The organism is Sciscionella marina DSM 45152, assembly GCF_000379465.1.
GTDB lineage: Bacteria > Actinomycetota > Actinomycetes > Mycobacteriales > Pseudonocardiaceae > Sciscionella > Sciscionella marina.
On the sequence record NZ_KB905403.1, the window covers coordinates 16,539 to 37,695 of the forward strand.

Genomic DNA, 21,157 nt, shown 5'->3' on the forward strand with positions numbered 1-21,157 from the left:
TTCGCAAGTGCCGGAATCATATGAGGTACGTGTGAAACCCCAAAACTGTCCCCAGCTGTGGACAGTTCCGGTACCTAGCTGTGGATAACCCCGGTTTCGATACTCTCGGCAACCCCCGAATGGCCTAATCACCGCACTTCGCCAAGGGTTTGCCCGCTATTCACTTTCAGCTGAGTGATCCACAAGCGAGCCCTGGGACTGCTTGTGCGTGGTTGTGTTGGTTCTAACCAACACAACCACGCACGACCGCTTCGACCTGCGGGAACGGGTCAGATTTCGGTGGTGAGGCGTTCGCGGTGGATGGGTCCGTCGAGGGTGGACAGTCGGATGCCGCGGCCGCCCCAGCGCAGGGCGACGATCTCGGCCGCGATGGAGATGGCGGTCTCTTCCGGGGTGCGGGCGCCGAGATCGAGGCCGATCGGTGAGGAGAGCCGTTCGAGTTCGTGTTCGCCGAACCCGGCCGCGCGCAGCCGGTCGAGCCGTTCCTCGTGGGTGCGCCGGGAACCCATGGCGCCGACGTAGCCGACCTCGGCGCGCAGGGCGACTTCGAGCAAGGGCACGTCGAACTTGGGGTCGTGGGTGAGCACGGTGACGACGGTGCGCTCGTCGATCCGTCCTGCTTCGAGTTCGGCGTGCAGGTATCGGTGCGGCCAGTCGACGATGACCTGGTCGGCGTCCGGGAACCGGCTCGTGGTGGCGAAGATGGGCCGTGCGTCGCAGACGGTGACGTGGTACCCGAGGAAGGATCCGATCCGCACCATGGCGGCGGCGAAGTCGATCGCGCCGAACACGAGCATCCGCGGCGGCGGTTCGAAGGTGGCCACGAAAACGGTGCACCCTTCGCCGCGGCGCTGGCCGTCCGGCCCGTAGTGCAGGGAGCCGCTGCGCCCGCTTGCCAGGCGTCCGCGCGCGTCATCGGTGACCGCGTCGTCGAACCGGTCCCCGCCGAGGGTGCCGGTCCGCCGCCCCGGCCACACGAGCAGGTGCGCGCCGATCCGCGCCGGATCGGGGTGTTCGACGACGGTGGCGAGGGCGACCGGTTCGCCGGAACGGACCGATTCGGCGAGTTCGAGCACCCAGTCCCCGGCCGGCTCCACGAATACGTCGAGGATCCCGCCGCAGGTCAGCCCGACGGCGAACGCATCGTCATCGGAGACCCCGTACCGCTGCAGTACCGGCGCCGATTCGGTGATCACCTGCTGGGCGAGCTCGTAGACCGCGCCTTCGACGCAGCCACCGGAAACGCTGCCGCGCACGGTGCCGTCCTCGGCGACGAACATCGCCGCTCCGGGCGCACGTGGTGCCGAATGGAAGGTCGCGACCACGGTGCCGAGCCCGACCCGTTCCCCAGCGGCCACCCTGGTGGCCAGTTCTTCGAGTACGTCACGCATCGCGCACCTCTCGCAGCAACATCCGCAGTGTTTCCAGGCTATGCCCGGCAAGCAGGCGGTCGATGTGCCCGAGCGCGGCCGCGATCCCGGACTGCACCGGCTCGTAGCCTGCCCTTCCCGCATGCGGGTTCACCCAGAAAACCTTGTGTGCCAAGCGATGTAACCGGGCCATCTGCTCGCCGAGCCGATCGGTTTCACCGCGTTCCCAGCCGTCGGAGTAGACCACGACCACCGCGCCGCGCGCGAACCCTCGTTGCCCCCAGCGATCGCAGAACACTCGGAGTGACTCGCCGATCCGGGTTCCACCCGCCCAGTCCGGGACCGTCCGGGCAGCCGCGGCCAGGGCCAGCTCGGGATCCCGGGCGCGCAGGGCCGGGGTGAGCCTGGTCAGCCGGGTGCCGATGGTGAACGTTTCGGTGGCCGCGCGCTTGGTCACCACGTGCGCGAACCGCAGAAGCGCGTCGGCGTAGGGACGCATCGATCCGGAGATGTCCAGCAACAGCACGATTCTGCGCGGTCGCGGTGTGCTTGCCCGGTGGCGGAGGTGCACCGGTTCCCCACCACTGGCGAGCATTCCGCGCAGGGTCCGCCCCGGATCGAGTTCGCCGCGATGCGCGGGGCGGCGGCGCATGCTCGAACGCAGTGGTGGCCGCACATCCAGCTCGGCGAGCAGGGCGCGCACCCGTTCCCGTTCGGCTTCGGTGAGCTCGGCGAGATCGCGGTGGCGCAGTATCTCGGTGTCGTCCGCCGCGACCCGCAGCGACTCCCCCGGTTCGCCGCTCGCCGTTCTCCTGTCGAGCGCGGCGATTCGCGGGCGCGCCGGTTTCTCGGTCGCCGGCGTGGTCCCGGGATATCCCGCGCCGAACCAGGCCGCGAAAACCCGTGCGTACACCGGAAGATCATCCGGTTTCCCGCACAGAGTCGCGCGCCCGGCCGCGTAGAGCTGGCGAGGGTCCGCGATATCGATGTGCCCGATGGCCTCGGTGAACGCCATGGCCCGGTGCGGATCGGCGGGGACCCCGGCCGCGGCGAGCGCGTGCGTGAAACCGAGCAGTCCGGGAAGCGGTTCCATCAGCTCGCCAGCAGGTTTTCCAGACCGGCCGCCAGGACCCGGTCGGTGTCCTCGTGGTACTTCAGCACGGCGCCGAGGGTGCGCGCGGCGGTCTGCGCGTCGAGCACATCCCGGTCGAGAGCGAGCAGGGCACCCGCCCAGTCGATCGACTCGGCGACCCCGGGTGGTTTGAGCAGCTCCAGTTCCCGGAGACCGCGCACCGCCGTGGCGATCTGATGGGCGAGCGCGTCCCCGATTCCGGGCACCCGGCTGTGCAGGATCGCCACCTCGCGGGTCAGGTCCGGGTGCTCGAGCCAGTGGTAAAGACAGCGGCGTTTCAGCGCATCGTGCACCTCGCGGGTGCGGTTCGAGGTCAGCACGGTGATCGGCGGCTGCCGCGCGGTGATCTCGCCGAACTCGGGGATGCTGACCGAGGACTCGTCGAGTACCTGCAGCAGGAATGCCTCGAACTCGTCGTCGGCGCGGTCGATCTCGTCGACCAGCAGCACACACGGTGCGGTACGCAGCGCGCGCAGTAACGGCCGGTCGAGCAGGAATCGTTCGTCGTAGAGTGATTTCTCCGCCTGTTCGGCATCGAGGTGGCCGTCCGATGCGGCCTCGAGCGCGCGCAGGTGCAGCAGCTGACGCCCGAAATCCCAGTCGTAGAGTGCCTGCGCGGCATCGATTCCCTCGTGACACTGCAAGCGGATCAGGGAAAGGCCGAGCGCTTGGCCAAGTGCTTTGGCCAGCGAGGTCTTGCCGGTGCCCGGCTCACCCTCGCAGAACAGCGGCTTCCCCATCCGCATCGCGAGGAATGCCGTGGTCGCGAGCTCCGGGTCGGCGAGGTAACCGGTGGCCTCGAGGCTGCGGGCCAGTTCGTCCTGGCTCAGGGTGGGGCGCTCCACAGACCGAGCCTAACCCCGTCCTCGGGTGTGTCCAGGTCTTCGCCGTGACCGAACCCCGCGCACTCCACCAGGCGCACGGCCCGCTCCCGCAGCCAGGTCTTCGCCCCGTGCGCGCCCCGCAACGTGGCAGCCAATTCGGTGAGGTGATCGGCCCCGATGAGCACCGGATGTCCCGGTTTTCCCTGGTAACCGGCCCGTGCGAGGACCGAGCGGGTGGCCAGGGCGCCGACCTCGCGCACCGTCTGTGCGGTCACTCCCGGCAGGTCGACCAGGTGCACCAGAACCGCACAGGCCCGCTCGGGTACCGCGGCGAGACCCGCGCGCAGCGAAGCACCCATGCCCGTTTCCCAGTCCGGCGCGTGCACGGACCGCACCTCAGGCGGTAGCAGAGCGTGAACCTCAGAAGCCGACGCGCCGAGCACCACGAGCACCTGGGCGCACCCACCATCACGCAGTGTGCGTATCGCGCGGAGCACGAGCGGCTCGCCCCCTACCTCGACGAGCGCCTTCGGACCACCGAATCGGGTCCCCGCCCCCGCGGCCAGCAACAACCCGACGACCTGCGGTTTCTCCGTCACCCATCCCAGCCTAGCCGTGCTTGTGCGTGGTTGTGTTGGTTCTAACCAACACAACCACGCACAAGCGGTCGTGGCACGATGGGAGCATCATGTCTGGGCAGAATGAGTCGGGGCACCGGGACAGTGAGCACCGAGAGTCAGGGGCGGCGAGCACTCCGAAGGGTGAGCGGAGGCGGCAGCAACTGATCGAGGCGGCTTCCGCGCTGCTCGTGGAGGGCGGCTTCGATGCGGTCCGGCATCGTGCGGTGGCCGAGCGTGCGGGGTTGCCGCTGGCCTCGACCACCTACTACTTCGATTCGCTGGACGACCTGATCACCGCGGCGGTGGCGCATCAGGGCCGGACCGAGCTGGATCGCAGTGAGCGGCAGTGGCGGGATGTGCCCGAGGAGGAACGCACGGTCGAGGCCACGGTCCAGGTGCTGCTCGATCACCTGCTCGGGCACCGGCAGCCGGACCCGGAGGCGGATTACGAGGCGGTGCTCTCCCGTTACGAACGGCTGGTGGCCACCGGCCGCCGTCCGTTCCTCCGCCCGCTGATGCGTGAGATGGGTGAGCAGATGGACTCCCTGCTCTTCGATGTACTCAGCCGCTGCGGTTTCGCCACGGACCGGGCCGCGGTGGATCGGCTGGTCGCTCTCGTGGACGGCACGGTGGTCAACGCGCTGATCGAGGTGAACCCGAATCCGCGCGAGGCGGCGGCACAGGCGCTGCTCGCCGAGCTGCGGGGCTGAGGTTAGGCTCAACGGTTGTGATCGCGAATGTGCTGGCGAACCGGTATGCCTCGAATGAGATGACCACGGTGTGGTCGGCTGAGCACAAGGTGTTGCTCGAACGGGAACTATGGCTGGCGGTGTTGCGCGCGCAGTCCGAGCTCGGGGTCGCCGTTCCGGACGGGGCGCTCGCCGATTACGAGCGAGTGGCCGACCGGATCGATCTGGACTCGATCGCCGCGCGGGAACGGGTCACTCGCCACGATGTGAAAGCGCGCATCGAGGAGTTCAACGCGCTCGCCGGGCATGAGCATGTGCACAAGGGCATGACGTCTCGGGATCTGACCGAGAACGTGGAGCAACTCCAGGTCCGCCGCAGCCTGGAACTGGTGCGGGACAAGGTGATCGCGGTTCTCGGTAGGCTGACCGGGCTGGCCGCGGAGCACGCGGAACTGGTGCTGGTCGGGCGCTCGCACAACGTCGCGGCGCAGGCGACGACGCTCGGCAAGCGGTTCGCTACCGCGGCGGACGAGCTGCTCACCGGTTACTGCAGGCTCACCGAGCTGCTGGAGCGCTATCCGCTGCGTGGGGTGAAGGGCCCGGTCGGCACCACCCAGGACATGCTCGATCTGCTCGGCGACGAGGAGAACGTGGCCGAGCTCGAGCGCCGGATCGCCGGGCATCTCGGGTTCTCCGAGGTACTCACCAGCGTCGGCCAGGTGTACCCGCGCTCGCTGGACTTCGAGGTGCTTTCCGGCCTCGCCCAGCTCGCCGCGGCGCCGTCGAGCCTGGCGAAGACGATCAGGCTGATGGCCGGGCACGAGCTCGCCACCGAGGGGTTCCAGAAGGGGCAGGTCGGTTCCTCGGCCATGCCGCACAAGATGAACACCCGGTCCTGTGAGCGGGTCAACGGGCTGATGGTCGTACTGCGCGGATACCTTGCCATGACCGGGGAATTGTCCGGGGACACCTGGAACGAGGGGGATGTCTCCTGTTCGGTGGTGCGCAGGGTGGCGCTGCCGGACGCGTTCTTCGCCTTCGACGGGCTGCTGGAGACCTTCCTGACCGTGCTCGAGGAGTTCGGTGCCTACCCGGCGGTGATCGGCCGCGAACTGGACCGGTACTTCCCCTTCCTGGCGACCACGAAGGTGCTGATGGCCTCGGTGCGTGCCGGGGTCGGCCGGGAAACCGCGCACGAGGCGATCAAGGAGCACGCGGTCGCGGTCGCGCTCGCGATGCGCGAACAGGGCCAGGAGCGCAACGATCTCACCGAACGGCTCGCGGCCGATGACCGGATTCCCTTGGCACAGAACGAGATCGAGGAACTGTTCGCCGACCGGCTCGCGTTCACCGGGCTCGCCGCTCGCCAGGTCCAGTCCGTTGTGGACGGTGTGGAGGAGATCGTGAAGCAGCACCCGGAGGCGGCCGGGTACCGGCCGGCACCGATCCTGTGAGTGCGCGGATTTCCGGGCTTTACCGGTATATCGTGAAGGGCTGCGCCGCGGAACGGCTCGATACCGCCGAGGTGCGCACCGAGGGCCTTGCCGAGGACCGGCGGTTCATGCTCGTCGAACCGGATGGTTCGTTTCTGAGCCAGCGCAAGGCTTCCGGGCTCGCGGTGCTCGTTCCCCGGCTGCTCGGCGACCGGCTCCAGGTCAGCGCCCCGGACACCGAGCCGTTGGAGATTCCGGTTCGCTACACCGGATCGCGGCGTCCGGTGAGCCTGTTCAACCGCTGGTTCGGCGAGGGGATCGATCAGGGTGAGGAGGCGGCCACCTGGTTCGCGGACCGGATCGGGCGCGAATGCCGGCTGGTGCGCACCCCGGCGGACCTGAACCGGCCGGGCTGGGGCGATACCCCGGGCAAGGTCGGTTTCGCCGACGCGCACGCGATCCTCGCCTGCAGCACCGACTCGCTCGCCGAGCTGAACCGGCGGATCACCGAGAGCGAGGGCGAACCCGTTCCGATGAACCGGTTCCGGCCCAATATCGTGCTGGACGGTTTCGGTGCGCCGCACCGGGAGGACCGGGTGCGCAGCATGCGCCTTGGCGGCTGCGCGTTCGCGCACTCGGTGCGGGCGATCCGCTGTGCCGTGCCGACCGTGGAGCAGTCGACCGGCCGCCGCAGTGGCCCGGAACCGACGAAAACCCTTGCCACGTATCGCAAGGAACCCGAACTGCGCGGCGGGGTGAGCTTCGGAGTCAAGCTCGCCGTGGTCCGCACCGGAAAACTCTGTGTGGACGACGAGGTCACCGTGGATGACTGGCTGCCGGAGGGCTTCACGGCGGCCCTTCCCTGAGCCGTCCACGGGTATCCTCGCTCCCATGACGAATATCGAACGAGTCGGAGTGGTCGGTGCCGGGCTGATGGGCTCGGGGATCGCCGAGGTCAGTGCGCGCGCCGGGCTCGATGTGCTGGTGGCCGAGCAGTCCGCGCCCGCACTGGCGGCGGGCCGGGAGCGCATCGAGCAATCACTCGAGCGGGCGGTGCGCCGGGGCAAACTCGAGGCGGCCACGCGCGACGAGACGCTCGCCAGGCTCCGCTACACCACCGATTTCGCCGATTTCGCCGACCGGCAGTTCGTGGTCGAAGCGGTCGTGGAGGACGAACAGGCCAAGGTCGAGGTATTCGCCGAACTGGACAAGATCGTCCAGGACAAGGACGCCATTTTCGCCTCGAACACCTCCTCCATTCCGATCATGAAACTCGGTATGGCGACCACGCGTCCCGCCCAGGTGATCGGGGTGCACTTCTTCAACCCGGTTCCGGTGCTCAAGCTCGTCGAGCTCATTCCCTCGCTGCTCACGGGGGAGGAAACCGCGCAGCGCGCCTCGGCGTTTGCCGCGGAGACGCTCGGCAAGATCGTGGTCCGTTCGCAGGACCGCGCCGGATTCGTGGTGAACGCGCTGCTGATTCCCTACCTGCTCTCCGCGATCCGGATGTTCGAATCCGGGTTCGCCTCGGCGGACGACATCGACAACGGCATGGTGCAGGGGTGTTCGCACCCGATGGGTCCGCTCGCGCTCACCGATCTGATCGGGCTGGATACCACGAAGGCCGTCGCCGAATCCATGTACACGGAATTCAAGGAGCCGCTCTACTCCCCGCCCCCGCTGCTTTCCCGGATGGTCGACGCCGGGCTGCTCGGCAAGAAATCCGGGCGCGGTTTCTACGATTACGCGAGCTGACCTCATCTCGGCACCGGGCTGGCGGCCTTGAGGTTGCGCAGCACCGGTGCCGTTTCCAGGGTGCGGATGCCCTCGAGCGCGCCGACCCGGCCGATCAGGTAATCGTGCAGTTCCGCCGGATTCGCGCACAGTGCGGTGGCCATGAGGTTCGTCGGCCCGGTCGTCGCGATCACGCTGGCGAGTTCGGCATGGGTGGTCATGGACCTGGCCACCGCGTCCAGCCGCGCCGGATCCACGGCCAGCCACAGCAGCGCTTCGGTGCGCACCCCGAACAGCGCGTCGTCGATCTCCAGGTCGAAGTACACTGCGCGGTCGGCGCGGAGTTCGGTGAGCCTGCGCGCCACGGTGGCCTGGGACCATCCGGTGGCCTCGGCGAGCTCGACATAACTGGCCCGCCCATCCCGTTGCAGCGCGGTGAGCAGGGCGCTGTCCGATTCCTCCAGAGGGCGCGCGGTGCCCGGTTCGGGTTCGGGCCCGGCGAGCGCGCGCTGCTGGTGTTCGCTGAGCATCCTGGTGAATCCGCCCCAGGTGGTCGGCCCGCCGAGATACATGTGCAGCATGCAGTGCGCGCTCACCGCGGTAACGCTCGCGGTGCGCGGGATGTCGTGCAGCAGCATCGCGCGAGCCGTGTCCGCTTCGGGTGCGGCGTTGACGATCGCGAAGATCTCGGTGCCCCCGGAGGTCAGCTTGACCCACTGAGTATCGCTGCGGCGAACCAGTGATTCGGCGACCGGGCGCGCGTTCGCCGGTGCCACGGTCAGCCGGATCATCCACTGGGTGAGCCCGGCCCGGTCCGGGAACGGCATGCCGATCACCCGCAGCCCGGCCCGTTCGCGCAGCCTCCGGTAGCGGCGGGCCACGGTCTGCGTGGAGACACCGAGTACCTCGCCGATCCGTGCGTAGCTCGCCCGCCCGTCGATCCGCAGTGCGTGCACGAGGGCCGAATCCAGCTGATCGAGCATGTGAGAATCCTTCAGTAGATCGGGTTCCGCGTGGAATAATATGCCGAACTGATCGCTGTTCGCGTGCCGATCGCTCAACCGCTGCTTAGCGTCGGCCGCATGACGACGACCGCACCGCCGCGGACCCGGGCGGCAGCGCTCGCCACGTTGCTGCTCGCCGAGGCGATGAACCTGCTGGACACCACGATCGTGCAAGTCGCGGCGCCGGTCATGCGGGCCGGACTGCGCGGCGATGCCGGTGATATCCAGTGGTTCAGTGCCGCGTACACGCTCGCCTTCGCGGTGCTGCTGATCACCGGCGGGCGCCTCGGTGATATCGCGGGCCGCAGGCGGATCTTCCGACTCGGCGTCGCCGGTTTCGTGCTCGCCTCACTGATCTGCGCGCTCGCGGTCGGCCCGGGCATGCTGATCGCCGCGCGTGCCGTGCAGGGCGCGGGTGCGGCACTGGTCATTCCGCAGACGATCGGGCTGATCAAGGCCATGTACGCGGGCCCGGAACTGGGCAGGGCGTTCGGCGCGATCGGACCGGTGATGGCGCTGTCCGCGGTGTGCGGCCCGATCCTCGGTGGGGCGCTGACCAGTGCGAATCTGTTCGATACCGGCTGGCGTGCGGTGTTCCTGGTGAACATCCCGTTCGGGCTCGCGGTGCTCGCGTGTTCTCGGCTGCTTCCCGAGGACCGGGCGCCGCACCGGCCCCGGCTCGACCTGCCCGGCACCGTGCTGGTGACGGTCGGTTCCGGGCTGTTGATCTACCCGCTGATCGAGGGGACGGGCTGGGTGCTGCTCGTTCCCGGGGTGCTCGTGCTGCTCGGATTCGCGGCGAGCCAACGGAATCGCCGCGCACCGCTGGTCGAGCCCAGGCTGTTCGGGAACCGGCGGTTTCCGGCCGCGCTGCTCGGTTCGACGCTGTTCTTCGCGGCCATGCAGGGATTGATCCAGGTGATCGTGCTGCACCTGCAACTCGGCGAGCACGCGGGTTCGCTGGCCTCTGGGCTGAGCCTGCTGCCCTGGTCGCTCGCGATGGGTGCCGCTTCACTGCTCGCGGGCCGGTTGGTCGTCCGCTACGGGGACCGGGTCATGTTCGCCGGGCTGCTCGTGCTCGGTGCCGGGGTCGCCCTGGCGCTCACCGGGCCCGCCGTGCTGTTCACCGGGCTGGGTATCGCCGGGTTCGGGATCGGCCTGTTCACCGCCTCGTTCTTCAGTTCCGCGCTCGCGAAGGTGCGCCCGCAGGAGAACGGCTCGGCCGCCGGTCTGCTCAACGCGGTGCAGCAGTTCGGCGGGACACTCGGCGTCGCGGTGCTCGGCAGCGTGTTCTTTGCGGTCTTCGACGGGTCCGCGGGGTCCTCGCTCGGCGGGCTGCGCCTCGCGTTCGCGTCTGCGTGCGTGCTGGTGCTGGGTACCGCGCTGGCCGTCGGCCTTATGCGCGCACGCACTCGCTGAGCTTGCGCTCCGGGTCCGCGAGCAGGTCCGCGTCCATGGTGTGCTCCTTGGCGAACAGCATGCGGGCCTGCACGATCTCCTTGGGCAGCTTCGCGGCGAGCACCGCGGTCAACGCACCGTCGCGCAACCAGCACGCCGACCACTTCTCGCCCGCCGGATCACCGCGCAGCACCAGGGTGTCGTCATCGGAGTGCCTGCCGAGGTACTGCACCATGCGGCCGAACTGGCGGGACCAGAAGTAGGGCACATCGTCGTACTCGGCCTCGCCGCCGAGGATGTTCTCCGCGATGGTGCGCGGCGAGGCCTGTGCGTGTGTCCAGTGCTCGAGCAGCAGCGGGCCACCGTAGCGGCGGGAGGTGTACGCGGCGCAGTCTCCGGTCGCGTACACCTGTGGAAGACTCGTGCGCAGTCGTGCGTCCACCTCGATCGCCCCGCGTGCATCGCGGTCGATCGGGCTCTGTTCGAGCCAGCCGGTGTTCGGGACGACGCCGATACCGACGACCACGGTGTCCGCCGGAATCCGGGTGCCGTCCTCGAGCTCAACGGCATCCGCGGCGATCCCGCGGACCTTGGTGTCGAGCCGCAGCCGGACCCCGGCCTCCGCGTACCAGGGTTCGAATGCCGTGGCCAGTTCGCCGAAGCCACAGCTGGGCAGCACCGTCGAGGCGGCCTCGAGCACCTCGACCCGGCACCCGAGCGCGGCGGCGGTGCCCGCGACCTCGGCGCCGATCCAGCCAGCCCCCACCACGACCAGGCGATGCCCCTCGGTCAGCCGGGAGCGCAGCGCGCGGGCATCGTCCACCGTGCGAATGGTGAACACCGCGGCACCGTCCTCGGCGGGCAGTGTGCGTGGTTTTGCCCCGGTCGCGATGACCAGGTGATCGTAGGCGAGCGCGCCGTCCGTGGTGCGCACCTCGCCGTCCCCGAGCCCCGTCGCCGCGCGGCCGGTGCACAACCGCGCATCCAGCTCCGGCAGCGTCGTATCGTCCACCTCACCCGCGAGGAACTGCTTGGTCAGGGGTGGCCGGTCATACGGCGCGTGCGGTTCCTCCCCGAGCACCGTTATCGGACCCGCGAAGCCCCGATCACGCAGCGCCTTCACCGTGTGCACCCCGGCAAGCCCAGCACCGACCACAACCACACCGCCAGTCATGCCGCCGATCTTCGCACGGAATCGGACGTGCGTGATTGTGTTGGTTCTAACCAACATTTCCCCTCACGAGGGGTTGTTTTAGCTGGTCAGGGGTTTGGCGATTAGTTGTATGGTGCAGGTTTTCAGGTGGCGAGGACGAGCTTGCCGAAGGCGGAGCCCTCTTCGAGCATGCGGTGAGCGCGGCCGGCCTCGGGCATGGGCACGACCTCCTCGATGATCGGGCGCACCGAACCCTGCGCGATCAGCGGCCAGAGGTGTTCGAGCAGTTCATGGGTGAGCTCGGCCTTGTCGGCCAGCGGTCGCCCCCGCAGTCCGGCGGCGTGCACGGTGCCGCGCTTGCCGAGCAGCTTGGCGATGTCGAGTTCGCCGAGGCGCCCGCCTTGCATGCCGATGATCAGCAGCCGGCCGTCGGTGGCGAGCGCGGACAGGTTGTCCCCGAGGTACTTCGCGCCCATGTTGTCCAGGATGACGTCGGCGCCGTGGCCCTTGGTGGCCTCGCGCAGGACCTCGGTGAAGGACTGGGTGCGGTAGTTGATGGTGATATCGGCGCCCAGCTCGGCGCATCGAGTGAGCCGTTCGTCGGAGCCCGCGGTGCAGGCCACCCTCGCCCCGAGGGCACGGGCGAGCTGGATGGCGTGGGTGCCGATCCCACCGGCGCCACCGTGCACGAGGAACACTTCGCCCGCGCGCAGCTTGCCCGCGCGCGCCACCATCGACCAGACGGTGTACGCGACCTCGGGCAGTCCCGCAGCGCTGACCAGGTCGACTCCTTCGGGGACCGGGAGCAGCTGACCGGCGGGCACCGCGACCTTCTCGGCGTACCCGCCCCCGGCGAGCAACGCGCACACCGGGTCTCCGACCTGCCAGCCCTCGACGCCCGCGCCAAGCTCGGCGATCACCCCGGAGCACTCCAGCCCGATGATCTCCGAGGCTCCCGGAGGCGGTGGGTAATTCCCCTGGCGCTGCAACAGATCCGCTCGGTTCACCGCGCTCGCCGCCACTTCGACGAGCACCTCGCCATTGCCAGGGACCGGGTTCGGGGTCTGCGCCCATTCCAGGACCTCGGGTCCACCCGGCTCACGAACGCTGATCGCATGCATACCCCGACCGTATCCGTTCTGGCCGGTTTTCGTTCGGTACCCTCCCCAGTGGAAGCGTGGCAGAGCGGCCTAATGCACTCGCCTTGAAAGCGAGCGTCGGGTGATACCGACCGGGGGTTCGAATCCCCCCGCTTCCGCTCTCATCCTCGACCGCGGTGCCGGGCAAGGAACTCCCGGACCAGTTCTTCGGTGAACGCGCGCGGCACCGGTTGTCCGGTGACCAGGACGCGGTAGTAGATCGGCCCGAGCAGTTGATCGATCGCGCGATCCAGGTCGAGTTCCGCGGGTAGTTCCCCGCGGGATACCGCGCGCCGCAAGGGAAGGCGGTCTCGTTCGCGTTGCCGGGCGAGGTGTTCGGTGCGTAACCGCTCGGCGATCGCGGAGTCGTGCAGTGCCACCCCGGTCAGGGCGCGCAGCATGGCCCCGGCATCGGATTCGGCGAGGAATTCGGCGACCGCGGCGAGGTGCGCGGTCAGCTCCTGTTCGAGGTCACCGTGCTCGGCCGGGGTCAGGTGCTCGGCGAGATCATCACCGAGCGCGTCCAGCAGGATGTCCACTTTGGACGGCCACCAGCGGTAGATGGTCTGTTTCGCGACCCCGGCCCGGGTGGCGATGCCCTCGATGGTCAGTGCGGCGAACCCGACCTCGACGAGCAGGTCGTCGACCGCGGCGAGTACGGCCCGCCTGGCCTGTTCGCTGCGGCCGTACCGGTTCCCCGAGTGTTTGGCACCGGACGCGTCCTGCCGAGTCTCGCTGCTGGCCTGGTCTGTCATGGGCGAACCGGGGCGCTGCCCGTCCTCCTTGTCCGGATCTTCCGCTTGTCCGGGCGAGTGTACTCGGCACTAGACAAGACGCAACGTTGCGTCTATTCTAACCTTATGACGAACACACTACGTACTCCGAAGGTGCAGGCTGTACTCGAGCGGCTGTTCGAGGCGGCCGCTCATGATCGGTCAGTGGGTCAGGACCCCGCGGCCTCGGCGCTCGAGCAGGCCGAGGCGAACTCCGGGGTCTACATGCCGATCTCGGCAAGCGGCGGGGAACTGCTCTACAGCCTGGTGCGGGCGATCCGGCCGGGCACCATCGTGGAATTCGGTACCTCGTACGGGATTTCGACGCTGTACCTGGCCGCGGCCGTGCGGGACAACGGGATCGGCGCGGTGCTCAGTACCGAGCTGAGCGAGCGGAAGATCGACGCTGCCCGGGCGAACCTGGCCGAGGCGGGGCTCGACGGACAGGCCACGATCCTGGCCGGGGACGCGCGAGAGACCCTTTCCGGGGTCAGCGGGCCGATCGGACTGGTGTTACTGGACGGATGGAAGGACCTTTGCCTTCCGGTGCTGCGTGCGCTGGAACCCGAACTCGCCCCGGGCGCGCTGGTGATCGGCGATGACAGCAGTTTCGCTTCGATGGCCGACTATCTGCGGTATGTCCGCGCGCCGGAGAACGGCTATGTGAGCGTGCCGTTCCCGGTGGAGGACGGCATGGAGATCAGCTGTTTCACCGGGCGCTGACCGTCCACTAGGGATACTCGGCGCGTGCTTCTCTCGGCGACATGCCGAACCGGCGGTTGAACAGCCTGGTGAAGTGCGGCTGGCTGGTGAACCCGCAGTAGGCGGCGATGTTCCCGATGGTGCGCGGGTCCCCGGCGCGCAGCCGGGAGCGGGCCGCCTCGAGCCGGCGCGTGGTGATCCGGGCGGCGATGGTGTCTCCGTCCGTGGCGTTCCCTTCCGCGGCCAGCAGGCGGTTGAGGTGCCTTGCGGTGATCCCGGCGGCCCTGGCGACGTGCGCTGGGGTGAGCCGGTCGTCGGTGAGGTGGGCATCGATATAGGCGTTGGCGAGCAGGATGTGCGAGTTCGCGGTGGGCGAACCGAGCAGCGCACCGCCGAGTGCCCAGACGCGTTCGGCGAGCTCGGCAGCACTGATCGCGCCGGATTCGCCGAGCAGTTCGGCGCGTAGCCGCTGCACCAGGGCGCGTTCGGTCGTGGTGGTGCCGAGCTTCACGGGTTCGGTCAGCGCCGAGGGCAGGCACCGTTCGCGGAACGGGGCGGATGGCAGGTCGAGCAGGATTTTCTGCATGGTTCCGCCGAACCCGAACAGGTAGGGCTTCGCGGGGTCGTAGAGCAGCGCTTCCCCGCTGCCGACCGGGATGTGCCCACCGCCGTGGTAGAAGAAGGCGTTGCCGCGCACGATGATGCTCAGGAAGACCGAATCCGAGGGCAGCCTGCGCACATGGGCCGGGGTGCGCTCGATGACGTGTTCATTGCCGGTGATCTCGGCGATCCGCATCCCGCCGAGGTCGGTATTGGCCTGGTCGGCGCGCAGCCCGCGGGCGGCGAAGGCGGAGCAGCGCAGCCCGACGAGCGCGGCCGCGTTGTAGTTCTCCCAGTACTCGATGCGTTCGGCAGGCGGCACATCGGTGGTGGAGATACGTGTGGTGCTTGCTTCCTCGCATGCCCGCATGGTCGCTCCCGGCGTCCGTCCGTCAGTGAGGATAAGCGCTCACCGGCCGTTCCGGGAGGGGTCACATACTCGAATACCCACCGTCAACGGGCAGTGTCACACCCGTGATGTAGGTGGCCGATGAGGTGGCGAGAAAGGCGATCACTTCCGCGACATCCTCGGGTGTGCCCCAATGCCCGGCGGGGATGCGATCGAGCACGGACTGCCGGGCGACCGGGTCGGCGCGCAGTCCCGCCGAAAGCGGGGTGTTGATCCAGCCGGGGGCGACGGCGTTGACCCGGATCCCTTCGCGCGCGTACTCCACGGCGAGTGCGCGGGTGAGCGCGGCGATTCCGCCTTTGCTTGCCCCATAAGCGGGCCGGTCGGGCGCACCGAAATAGGTGTACATGGAGGCGAGGTTGACGATGCTGCCGCCGCGCACGGCGAGCAGTTGCCGTGCGGCACTCGCGGTGCGCATGGCGGCCGTGAGGTTCACCGCGAGTACGTGATCCCAGGAATCGGGCCGGTACTCCGCGCGATCCAGGCTCAGTCCCGCGCAGTTGACCAGCACGTCCAGCCGGGTGAGCCGGGCGAGGATGGCCGCGATCCCGGTCTCCTCGGTGACATCCTGTTCGTACACGCTGATCCGCGGCCCACGCGGTGCCTCGGGGCCGTGCGCGCCGAGCCCGACGGCGTGCACCTCGGCGCGGAGTTCGGCGAACAGTCGCGCGGTGGCCGCGCCGATTCCGGATGTGGCCCCGGTGATGAGCACGGTCGCCGAGCTGAACAGGCCGGGCTGAAAATTCATGGCCGCACCAGGATCTTGATTTCCTCGCGTGCGCCGAGCAGTCGCTCGAATCCCTTGTCCACCACCGATTCCAGTGGAATCACCGAGGTGATCAGGGGCGCGAGATCGAGCGCCCCGGCCGCGAGCAGCGCGATGAGTTCGCCGTGCGCGTTCCGATAGCCGACGCTGGTGGTGAGCTTCTGTTCGGCGTTGATCAGCGCGAGGGCGGGCAGGGCAAGGGAATCGGTGAGTCCGAGCAGCACGCATTCCCCGCCGGGTTGCAGTGTCGCCAGTGCGGTGTCGAACGCTGTTTGGCTGCCGACCGCCTCGAAGGCGAGCGGAACCGTTGTCCCATCGGGTTTTTCCAGGGTTCGGGTGAAGCCGAGCGTGGGTGCGACGGCCCGGCGGTTCGCAGACGGGTCCACGCCGATCACCTCCCGGGCCCCTGCCTTGCGGGCGAGCAGGCCGAGCAGCAACCCGATCGGGCCGAGGCCGACGATCAGGCAATCCGTTCCGGGAACCAGTCCGCTGCGGCGGATCGCGTGCAGTGCCACCGCAGCCGGTTCGAGCACGGCCGCCTGCGCGAGGTCGATGTGTGGTGGCAGCCGGTGCACCATGTACTCGGGAACGCAGGCGAATTCGGCGAGCCCACCATCGCCCATCAGACCGGCGAATCCGAAACCGGCGCAGATGTTGTACCGCCCGGAACGGCACTGCGCGCAGGTTCCACAGCGGTAGTGCGGTTCCACGGCAACCGGATCGCCCTCGGTCACGCCGCGCACGCCGTTCCCGGTCGCGGCGACGGTTCCGGAGAACTCGTGGCCGAGGGTGAGCGGGGCGGCCCTTCCGGAAACCGGATGGGCGTGCCTGACCGGGATGGCGTGTGGACCGTCGAGGTATCCGTGCAGATCGCTGCCGCAGATGCCGCAGTAGGCCACCTGGACGAGCACTTCGCCGTCCCCGGGCTCCGGGCGATCGAGTTCGACGAGGCGCACCGAGCGCGCGGCGAACCAGCGGGCCGCCCTCACCGGTGCACCACCCGAGGCGCGGTCTCGGTGAGCAAAGTGGACAGTGCCAGCACGATCAGCGCGGCACCCGAGGCGATGAACATGGTCAGGCGTACTCCGTAGGAATCGGCGAGCCCACCGGCGACGGTCGGCACCACGAACCCGCCGATCGCCTCGCCGAGCCCCATGATCAGGCCGAGCGCGGTGGCGACGAGGTGCCGCGGCACGGTCTCGGCCGGAATCGTCGCCATGTACAGGGTGAAACAGCCCATCCCGGTGAACGTGAGCACCAGCACCGGAAGCAGCACGTACGGCGAATCGAGGTAGATGATCGCGAGTGGGCACAGCACGGCGAGCGCGGTGAACAACAGCATGGCCGGTTTGCGGCCGAACCGGTCGGAAAACCCGGGAACGAGCGCGCCCCACAGCACCCAGGCGATGCCCATTCCCGTCGAAACCAGGCTCATCGTGGTCGGCGAGTAGCCCTTGACCTGAGTCAGGTACAGCGGGGCGAAGGTCTGCGTGGTGATGAACCAGGAGATGTAGAACACCGCGATCACCAGGCACAGCAACACGTTCCGCTCGCGCAGTACGATCCGGATACCGCCGCGCCGGTGTTCGGATCGTTCCGGGTCCAGTTTGCGGTTACGGACGAACCGGGCGATGAGCGCGAACATGATCGCGCCGGGGATGATCGTGAGGTAGAAGGCGGTCCGCCAGCCGTAGTGTTCGCCGATCCACACGGTGACGATCGGCGCTACGATCCCGCCGAGCAACCCGGCCGAGGATCCCTGCAACAGTCCCATGTTCAGCCCGCGGCGGCGGGGCGTGGATTCGGCGAGCATCAGCGGCTGGGCAAGCGGGAGCACTGCACCTTCCGAGGCGCCCATGAGCAGCCGGAAGATGAACAGGCCGAGGAATCCCGCCGCGAACCCGGAGAGCGCGGAGAACACCGTGAAGCAGGCGACCGCGCCGAGCAGGAGCGGCTTGCGCGAATCGAAGCGGTCGGAGAGGGCACCTATTCCGGCCCCGGTCACCGCCCAGGCGAGCGCCGGAATTCCGCCGAGCAACCCGATCTCGGTATTGTCGAGGTGCAGTTCGTCCTTGGCGAACGGGATGAGGAAATTCAGCGCGAGCCGGTCGAAGAACACGAATCCGAACGTGGTGAACAGGATCGCGAGCAGGCCGTTTTCATAGGTGGCGAACCGGGTCCGGGACATGGGGACTCAACGGAAGAGGGTGTCCACGTAATCCGCCCCGATACCGACTTTCGCGTAGTGCTCGCGGCACAGCGCGATGTAGTCGTGCACGTCGAAAAACCCTTCGGTGTCCCCGTTCTCGTCCAGCCAGACGAGTGGTCCGGCGACCACGAACATCGCCTTCATCGGTTCGCCGGAATCATAGGCGACCAGGGTGTGCCCCTCGCCCGGAGTTTCGTACACGAAACTGCCCGGTGTCGCGGTCCACGGTCGTTCCAGATAACCCCATTTACCGGAAATGGTGTAGGCGAACACCTCGCGCGGATGATAATGCCGGTTCACCAATCCCGCCGAGGTGGCGCGCAGAATATCCGACCACATGTTCTCCTTGATCGAGATCCACAGTGGCCGGGAGCCGACGGTTTCGGTGAACGGTACGTAGTAGTCGTCATCGTCGACGGGCGCGTACTGGTGAAACACCTCGGGAAGGGCGTCCGGTCGCATGGAGTTCTCGATCGGCTTGATGTTCCGCCAGAATTCCGTTGTCGCTTCTTCGGGCATGGCAGCTCCTCTCCTTGCTGGGCAACGCTAGGCCGCTGTCGCCGATGCGGTCTTGCTCCTGGCGGACATCCCCGTTGTCCGAACCGGACACGGCCCATACGCTGCCGGGTATGAGTGATCAGGTGAGCCGCTTCGGCGCCGTCGAGTTGGAGGACCTTCCCGAGGATCTGCGCGGGCGAATCGGCGCGATCGCGGAGAAATCGGGCTTCGTGCCGAACATCTTCCGCGCACTCGGGCGCCGCCCGGCCGAACTGCGTGCCTTCCTCGACTACCACGACGCGCTGATGGAGCGCACCGATGGACTGAGCAAGGCCGAGCGCGAACTGGTCGTGGTCGCCACTTCCGCGGCGAACCACTGCACCTACTGCATCGTGGCGCACGGGGCGATCCTGCGGGTGCGCACCAAGGACGGCGAGCTCGCGGACAAGGTCGCGGCGAACCCCTGGCAGGTGGAGCTGGACGAGCGTGGCCGGGCGATCGTGGACCTGGCGCTCGCCGTCGCACAGGATTCCGAACGATTCGGACAGGCCGACCTCGACCGGGCGCGAACGGCTGGGCTGACCGAGGACGAGATCTGGGACATCGGCGCGATCACCGCCCTGTTCGCCATGTCCAACCGGCTGGCCCATTTCACCGCGCTCGCCCCGAACCCCGAGTTCTACCTCATGGGACGCACCCCGCGAGGCGCCTGAACACTCGTCGTGGCCGGTACTCACCCTGCGAACAGGGATTGTGCGCGGTTGTGTTCGTTCTAACCAACATTTCCGCGCACGAAGTCAGGTTCGTGCTGGTGAGGGCGTTTCTGGGTAGGGTGCCGCCATGGATGAGCTGGCGGTCGCGCGGCGCGAGGTCGCGGTGTGGCGGAACCGGTTCAGGGCGTTGTTCGACCGCACCCCGGCGCCGACCGCGATCTGTTCGATACGCGGTGAGCTCACCTCGGTGAACCCGGCGTTCGCCAGGCTGTTCGGGGTGAGCCCGGGTCGGCTGCTGGCGCGGGAGATCACCACGCTGCTGCGCCCGGTAGCCGAACGCGAGTTCGTCCGGGTGGTCACCGAGCTCGAACGGGGCAAGCGCAGCAGGCGCGCGCTGCGGATGAGCTGGTCGGGTGCGGGGATCCGGCACACGGCCCGGGTGACGGTGCAGCCGGTGCACGACGAGGACGGCATTGCCCTGCTGGTCACGATCGATCCGGATTCGGCGGTCGACGATGCCGTTCCGGTGCTCTCCGACCGGGAGGCGCAGGTGTTGCGGGCGAGCGCGCAGGGCAAGACCTCGGCCGCGATCGCCACCGAGCTCGGCATGACGACCGACGGGGTGAGCTACTACCTGACCAGGCTGACTCGCCGCCTCGAGGTCGCGAACCGGGTCGCGCTGGTGGCCCGGGCGTACACCCTCGGCCTGCTCGACGCCGAGGAATGGCCGCCGCGCTGATGGGTGCTCAGCCGAGGTCGGCCAGGGCGGAGACCAGCCGGTAGACGTCGCCCGCGCTGGTGTAGTGGGCGAGTCCGAGCCGGACGGCCCCGCCGACCTCGCCGACGCCGAGGGCGCCGAACACCCCGGTGGTGCCCGGGTCGGCGAAGGCGTAGACGCCATGCCGGGCCAGATGCGCGACGGCGTCCTCGGCTTTCATGCCGTCCACGGTGAACGCGAGCACCGGAACCCGGTCGGTGGCGTTGCCGATGACGTGGATACCCGGCAGCGCGCGCAGCTCGATGAGCAGGGTGGCGAGCAGGTTCTCGTGGTAGGTGCGCACTGCCCGCATGGTGGCGCCGAGGCGTTCGCGCCGGCCACCGCGGTGCGCGTCGTCCATCCCCGCGAGGTGGTCGATGGAGGCGGTGAGCCCGGCGAGCAGGGAGTACGGGTAGGCGCCGACCTCGAGCCGTGCCGCACCGGAGGCGTCGGGCAACAGGGCGGCGGACGGGAGCCGGTCGAGCATGCCGGGGTCCGCGAAGGCGAGCGCCGCCAGCGGCGGGCCGCCCCAGGCACCCGCGGAGACGATGAGCACATCGGCGCCGAGCTCGCCGATGTCCAGTGGGGTGAACGGGGCCGCGGCGCAGGCGTCCACGACGAGCATCGCCGAGGAACGCTTGGCCAGTTCGGCGATCCACGGGATGTCCGGGCTGGTGCCGACGACCGGGGAGGCGGCGGTGACCGCGACGACCTTGGTGCTCGTCGAGATCAGTCGCTCGTATTGCCACGCGGGTAGTTCGCAGTTCTCGATGTCGATCTCGGCCCAGCGGACCCCGGCACCGGCACGCTGGGCGGTCCTGCGCCACGGTTCGATGTTGGTGGGATCGTCGAGCCGGGAGACGAGCACCTCGTCACCGAGTACCCAGGATTCGCCGGCCGCGTTCGCCAGCCGCTGGACGAGCTCGGCGGGGTTCGAACCGAGCACGATCCCTTCCGGTTTCGCGCCGACCAGATCGGCGATCGCCTCGCGCGCCTCGCGCAGGATGGTGGATGCGCGCTGAGAAGTCGGATATATCCCCATAGGCCCGGATCCGGGGGCGCGCAATGCCGTGGACACGGCGGCGGCGACGGTCTCCGGCACCTGCATCCCGGCCGGCGCGTCGAGGTATGCCCAGCCATCGCCCAGTGCGGGGAACAAACCACGAACCCGGGCGATGTCGAAGGCCATGTGCCTACCGTAGACAGGGGCGCAACCGTTGGCGGTTCGGGGACG

Annotated in this window: 22 protein-coding genes and 1 tRNA gene; 9 read left to right on the top strand and 14 right to left on the bottom strand. The window is 68.6% G+C overall.

Annotation, left to right across the window (positions count from 1 at the left end; genetic code table 11):
- Window positions 1–269: 269 nt before the first annotated feature.
- From A37U_RS0124725 to A37U_RS0124740, 4 genes are read right to left on the bottom strand one after another with little or no spacing between them, the layout of a single operon-like run.
- Complete coding sequence (locus A37U_RS0124725) at window positions 270–1,391, bottom strand: XdhC family protein (protein WP_020499355.1); 1,122 nt, start codon at window positions 1,389–1,391, stop codon at window positions 270–272.
- Window positions 1,384–2,463 (bottom strand): vWA domain-containing protein, encoded by a 1,080-nt coding sequence (locus tag A37U_RS0124730; RefSeq protein ID WP_020499356.1) that lies wholly within the window; start codon window positions 2,461–2,463, stop codon window positions 1,384–1,386. The genes A37U_RS0124725 and A37U_RS0124730 overlap by 8 nt, the downstream gene beginning before the upstream one ends.
- Complete coding sequence (locus tag A37U_RS0124735; protein ID WP_020499357.1) at window positions 2,463–3,347, bottom strand: AAA family ATPase; 885 nt, start codon at window positions 3,345–3,347, stop codon at window positions 2,463–2,465. Before A37U_RS0124735 ends, A37U_RS0124730 begins: the two co-directional genes overlap by 1 nt.
- A complete protein-coding gene (locus A37U_RS0124740) occupies window positions 3,329–3,925 on the bottom strand; it encodes a nucleotidyltransferase family protein (protein WP_020499358.1) in 597 nt (198 codons plus the stop codon). The genes A37U_RS0124735 and A37U_RS0124740 overlap by 19 nt, the downstream gene beginning before the upstream one ends.
- An 89-nt stretch (window positions 3,926–4,014) precedes the next feature.
- Between A37U_RS0124740 and A37U_RS0124745 the strand changes: the two genes are divergently transcribed.
- From A37U_RS0124745 to A37U_RS0124760, 4 genes are read left to right on the top strand one after another with little or no spacing between them, the layout of a single operon-like run.
- On the top strand, window positions 4,015–4,656 hold the full coding sequence (locus A37U_RS0124745) for a TetR/AcrR family transcriptional regulator (protein ID WP_020499359.1): 642 nt from the start codon (window positions 4,015–4,017) through the stop codon (window positions 4,654–4,656).
- 17 nt (window positions 4,657–4,673) lie between these two features.
- Entirely contained in the window at window positions 4,674–6,089 is a 1,416-nt protein-coding gene (purB, locus tag A37U_RS0124750) for an adenylosuccinate lyase (RefSeq protein ID WP_020499360.1), read from the top strand.
- Window positions 6,086–6,934 (top strand): MOSC domain-containing protein, encoded by an 849-nt coding sequence (locus A37U_RS0124755; RefSeq protein ID WP_020499361.1) that lies wholly within the window; start codon window positions 6,086–6,088, stop codon window positions 6,932–6,934. The genes purB and A37U_RS0124755 overlap by 4 nt, the downstream gene beginning before the upstream one ends.
- A gap of 25 nt (window positions 6,935–6,959) precedes the next feature.
- On the top strand, window positions 6,960–7,823 hold the full coding sequence (locus A37U_RS0124760; protein ID WP_026197567.1) for a 3-hydroxybutyryl-CoA dehydrogenase: 864 nt from the start codon (window positions 6,960–6,962) through the stop codon (window positions 7,821–7,823).
- A 2-nt stretch (window positions 7,824–7,825) separates the two neighbouring features.
- Here A37U_RS0124760 and A37U_RS0124765 read toward each other — a convergent pair whose 3' ends face one another.
- Window positions 7,826–8,785 carry an Lrp/AsnC family transcriptional regulator gene (locus A37U_RS0124765; RefSeq protein ID WP_020499363.1) on the bottom strand — a complete coding sequence of 320 codons (960 nt, stop codon included), beginning with the start codon at window positions 8,783–8,785 and terminating at the stop codon, window positions 7,826–7,828.
- 99 nt (window positions 8,786–8,884) lie between these two features.
- Between A37U_RS0124765 and A37U_RS0124770 the strand changes: the two genes are divergently transcribed.
- Entirely contained in the window at window positions 8,885–10,225 is a 1,341-nt protein-coding gene (locus A37U_RS0124770; protein WP_020499364.1) for an MFS transporter, read from the top strand.
- Here the strand turns inward: A37U_RS0124770 and A37U_RS0124775 are convergent.
- Together A37U_RS0124775 and A37U_RS0124780 are read right to left on the bottom strand one after the other, a co-directional pair.
- The gene (locus A37U_RS0124775; RefSeq protein ID WP_020499365.1) at window positions 10,203–11,378 is read right to left on the bottom strand and encodes an NAD(P)/FAD-dependent oxidoreductase; all 1,176 of its coding nucleotides are present in this window, start codon (window positions 11,376–11,378) and stop codon (window positions 10,203–10,205) included. The genes A37U_RS0124770 and A37U_RS0124775 overlap by 23 nt on opposite strands.
- A gap of 122 nt (window positions 11,379–11,500) precedes the next feature.
- Window positions 11,501–12,478 (bottom strand): NAD(P)H-quinone oxidoreductase, encoded by a 978-nt coding sequence (locus A37U_RS0124780; protein WP_020499366.1) that lies wholly within the window; start codon window positions 12,476–12,478, stop codon window positions 11,501–11,503.
- Between the two features lie 50 nt (window positions 12,479–12,528).
- Between A37U_RS0124780 and A37U_RS0124785 the strand changes: the two genes are divergently transcribed.
- Window positions 12,529–12,615 (top strand) — tRNA-Ser (locus A37U_RS0124785).
- A 3-nt stretch (window positions 12,616–12,618) separates the two neighbouring features.
- Here the strand turns inward: A37U_RS0124785 and A37U_RS0124790 are convergent.
- Window positions 12,619–13,251 carry a TetR/AcrR family transcriptional regulator gene (locus A37U_RS0124790; protein WP_020499367.1) on the bottom strand — a complete coding sequence of 211 codons (633 nt, stop codon included), beginning with the start codon at window positions 13,249–13,251 and terminating at the stop codon, window positions 12,619–12,621.
- A 105-nt stretch (window positions 13,252–13,356) separates the two neighbouring features.
- On the opposite strand from A37U_RS0124790, the gene A37U_RS0124795 reads away from it, so the two are divergent.
- Window positions 13,357–13,992 (top strand): O-methyltransferase, encoded by a 636-nt coding sequence (locus A37U_RS0124795; protein ID WP_020499368.1) that lies wholly within the window; start codon window positions 13,357–13,359, stop codon window positions 13,990–13,992.
- Window positions 13,993–13,999: 7 nt separating this feature from the next.
- On the opposite strand, the gene A37U_RS0124800 is transcribed toward A37U_RS0124795, so the two are convergent.
- The 5 genes from A37U_RS0124800 to A37U_RS0124820 form a co-directional block, all read right to left on the bottom strand.
- Window positions 14,000–14,941, bottom strand: a complete 942-nt coding sequence (locus A37U_RS0124800; protein WP_020499369.1) for a helix-turn-helix domain-containing protein — start codon at window positions 14,939–14,941, stop codon at window positions 14,000–14,002.
- Between the two features lie 61 nt (window positions 14,942–15,002).
- Window positions 15,003–15,728 carry an SDR family NAD(P)-dependent oxidoreductase gene (locus A37U_RS0124805; RefSeq protein ID WP_020499370.1) on the bottom strand — a complete coding sequence of 242 codons (726 nt, stop codon included), beginning with the start codon at window positions 15,726–15,728 and terminating at the stop codon, window positions 15,003–15,005.
- Window positions 15,725–16,735 (bottom strand): alcohol dehydrogenase catalytic domain-containing protein, encoded by a 1,011-nt coding sequence (locus tag A37U_RS0124810; RefSeq protein WP_020499371.1) that lies wholly within the window; start codon window positions 16,733–16,735, stop codon window positions 15,725–15,727. The genes A37U_RS0124805 and A37U_RS0124810 overlap by 4 nt, the downstream gene beginning before the upstream one ends.
- Entirely contained in the window at window positions 16,732–17,934 is a 1,203-nt protein-coding gene (locus A37U_RS0124815; protein ID WP_020499372.1) for an MFS transporter, read from the bottom strand. Before A37U_RS0124815 ends, A37U_RS0124810 begins: the two co-directional genes overlap by 4 nt.
- A 6-nt stretch (window positions 17,935–17,940) precedes the next feature.
- Window positions 17,941–18,474, bottom strand: a complete 534-nt coding sequence (locus A37U_RS0124820; RefSeq protein ID WP_020499373.1) for a 2,4'-dihydroxyacetophenone dioxygenase family protein — start codon at window positions 18,472–18,474, stop codon at window positions 17,941–17,943.
- Window positions 18,475–18,584: 110 nt separating this feature from the next.
- Here A37U_RS0124820 and A37U_RS0124825 point away from each other — a divergent pair, with 110 nt between their 5' ends.
- Both A37U_RS0124825 and A37U_RS0124830 read left to right on the top strand, forming a co-directional pair.
- Window positions 18,585–19,166, top strand: coding sequence for a peroxidase-related enzyme (locus A37U_RS0124825; RefSeq protein ID WP_020499374.1), 582 nt, complete (start codon window positions 18,585–18,587; stop codon window positions 19,164–19,166).
- 127 nt (window positions 19,167–19,293) lie between these two features.
- Window positions 19,294–19,905 (top strand): helix-turn-helix transcriptional regulator, encoded by a 612-nt coding sequence (locus A37U_RS0124830; protein ID WP_020499375.1) that lies wholly within the window; start codon window positions 19,294–19,296, stop codon window positions 19,903–19,905.
- Window positions 19,906–19,912: 7 nt separating this feature from the next.
- On the opposite strand, the gene A37U_RS0124835 is transcribed toward A37U_RS0124830, so the two are convergent.
- Window positions 19,913–21,112, bottom strand: a complete 1,200-nt coding sequence (locus tag A37U_RS0124835; RefSeq protein ID WP_020499376.1) for a cysteine desulfurase-like protein — start codon at window positions 21,110–21,112, stop codon at window positions 19,913–19,915.
- Window positions 21,113–21,157: the final 45 nt, after the last annotated feature.

What these genes read in the sequence shown, in the direction of transcription:
- A37U_RS0124745 (WP_020499359.1), top strand. Translation starts at nt 4,015, where the DNA reads ATGTCTGGGCAGAATGAGTCGGGGCACCGGGACAGTGAGCACCGAGAG.
- A37U_RS0124815 (WP_020499372.1), bottom strand. Translation starts at nt 17,934, where the DNA reads ATGTCCCGGACCCGGTTCGCCACCTATGAAAACGGCCTGCTCGCGATC.
- A37U_RS0124805 (WP_020499370.1), bottom strand. Translation starts at nt 15,728, where the DNA reads ATGAATTTTCAGCCCGGCCTGTTCAGCTCGGCGACCGTGCTCATCACC.
- A37U_RS0124775 (WP_020499365.1), bottom strand. Translation starts at nt 11,378, where the DNA reads ATGACTGGCGGTGTGGTTGTGGTCGGTGCTGGGCTTGCCGGGGTGCAC.
- A37U_RS0124760 (WP_026197567.1), top strand. Translation starts at nt 6,960, where the DNA reads ATGACGAATATCGAACGAGTCGGAGTGGTCGGTGCCGGGCTGATGGGC.
- A37U_RS0124835 (WP_020499376.1), bottom strand. Translation starts at nt 21,112, where the DNA reads ATGGCCTTCGACATCGCCCGGGTTCGTGGTTTGTTCCCCGCACTGGGC.
- A37U_RS0124770 (WP_020499364.1), top strand. Translation starts at nt 8,885, where the DNA reads ATGACGACGACCGCACCGCCGCGGACCCGGGCGGCAGCGCTCGCCACG.
- A37U_RS0124830 (WP_020499375.1), top strand. Translation starts at nt 19,294, where the DNA reads ATGGATGAGCTGGCGGTCGCGCGGCGCGAGGTCGCGGTGTGGCGGAAC.
- A37U_RS0124825 (WP_020499374.1), top strand. Translation starts at nt 18,585, where the DNA reads ATGAGTGATCAGGTGAGCCGCTTCGGCGCCGTCGAGTTGGAGGACCTT.
- A37U_RS0124725 (WP_020499355.1), bottom strand. Translation starts at nt 1,391, where the DNA reads ATGCGTGACGTACTCGAAGAACTGGCCACCAGGGTGGCCGCTGGGGAA.
- A37U_RS0124800 (WP_020499369.1), bottom strand. Translation starts at nt 14,941, where the DNA reads ATGCGGGCATGCGAGGAAGCAAGCACCACACGTATCTCCACCACCGAT.
- A37U_RS0124790 (WP_020499367.1), bottom strand. Translation starts at nt 13,251, where the DNA reads ATGACAGACCAGGCCAGCAGCGAGACTCGGCAGGACGCGTCCGGTGCC.
- A37U_RS0124795 (WP_020499368.1), top strand. Translation starts at nt 13,357, where the DNA reads ATGACGAACACACTACGTACTCCGAAGGTGCAGGCTGTACTCGAGCGG.
- A37U_RS0124780 (WP_020499366.1), bottom strand. Translation starts at nt 12,478, where the DNA reads ATGCATGCGATCAGCGTTCGTGAGCCGGGTGGACCCGAGGTCCTGGAA.
- A37U_RS0124820 (WP_020499373.1), bottom strand. Translation starts at nt 18,474, where the DNA reads ATGCCCGAAGAAGCGACAACGGAATTCTGGCGGAACATCAAGCCGATC.
- A37U_RS0124765 (WP_020499363.1), bottom strand. Translation starts at nt 8,785, where the DNA reads ATGCTCGATCAGCTGGATTCGGCCCTCGTGCACGCACTGCGGATCGAC.
- A37U_RS0124730 (WP_020499356.1), bottom strand. Translation starts at nt 2,463, where the DNA reads ATGGAACCGCTTCCCGGACTGCTCGGTTTCACGCACGCGCTCGCCGCG.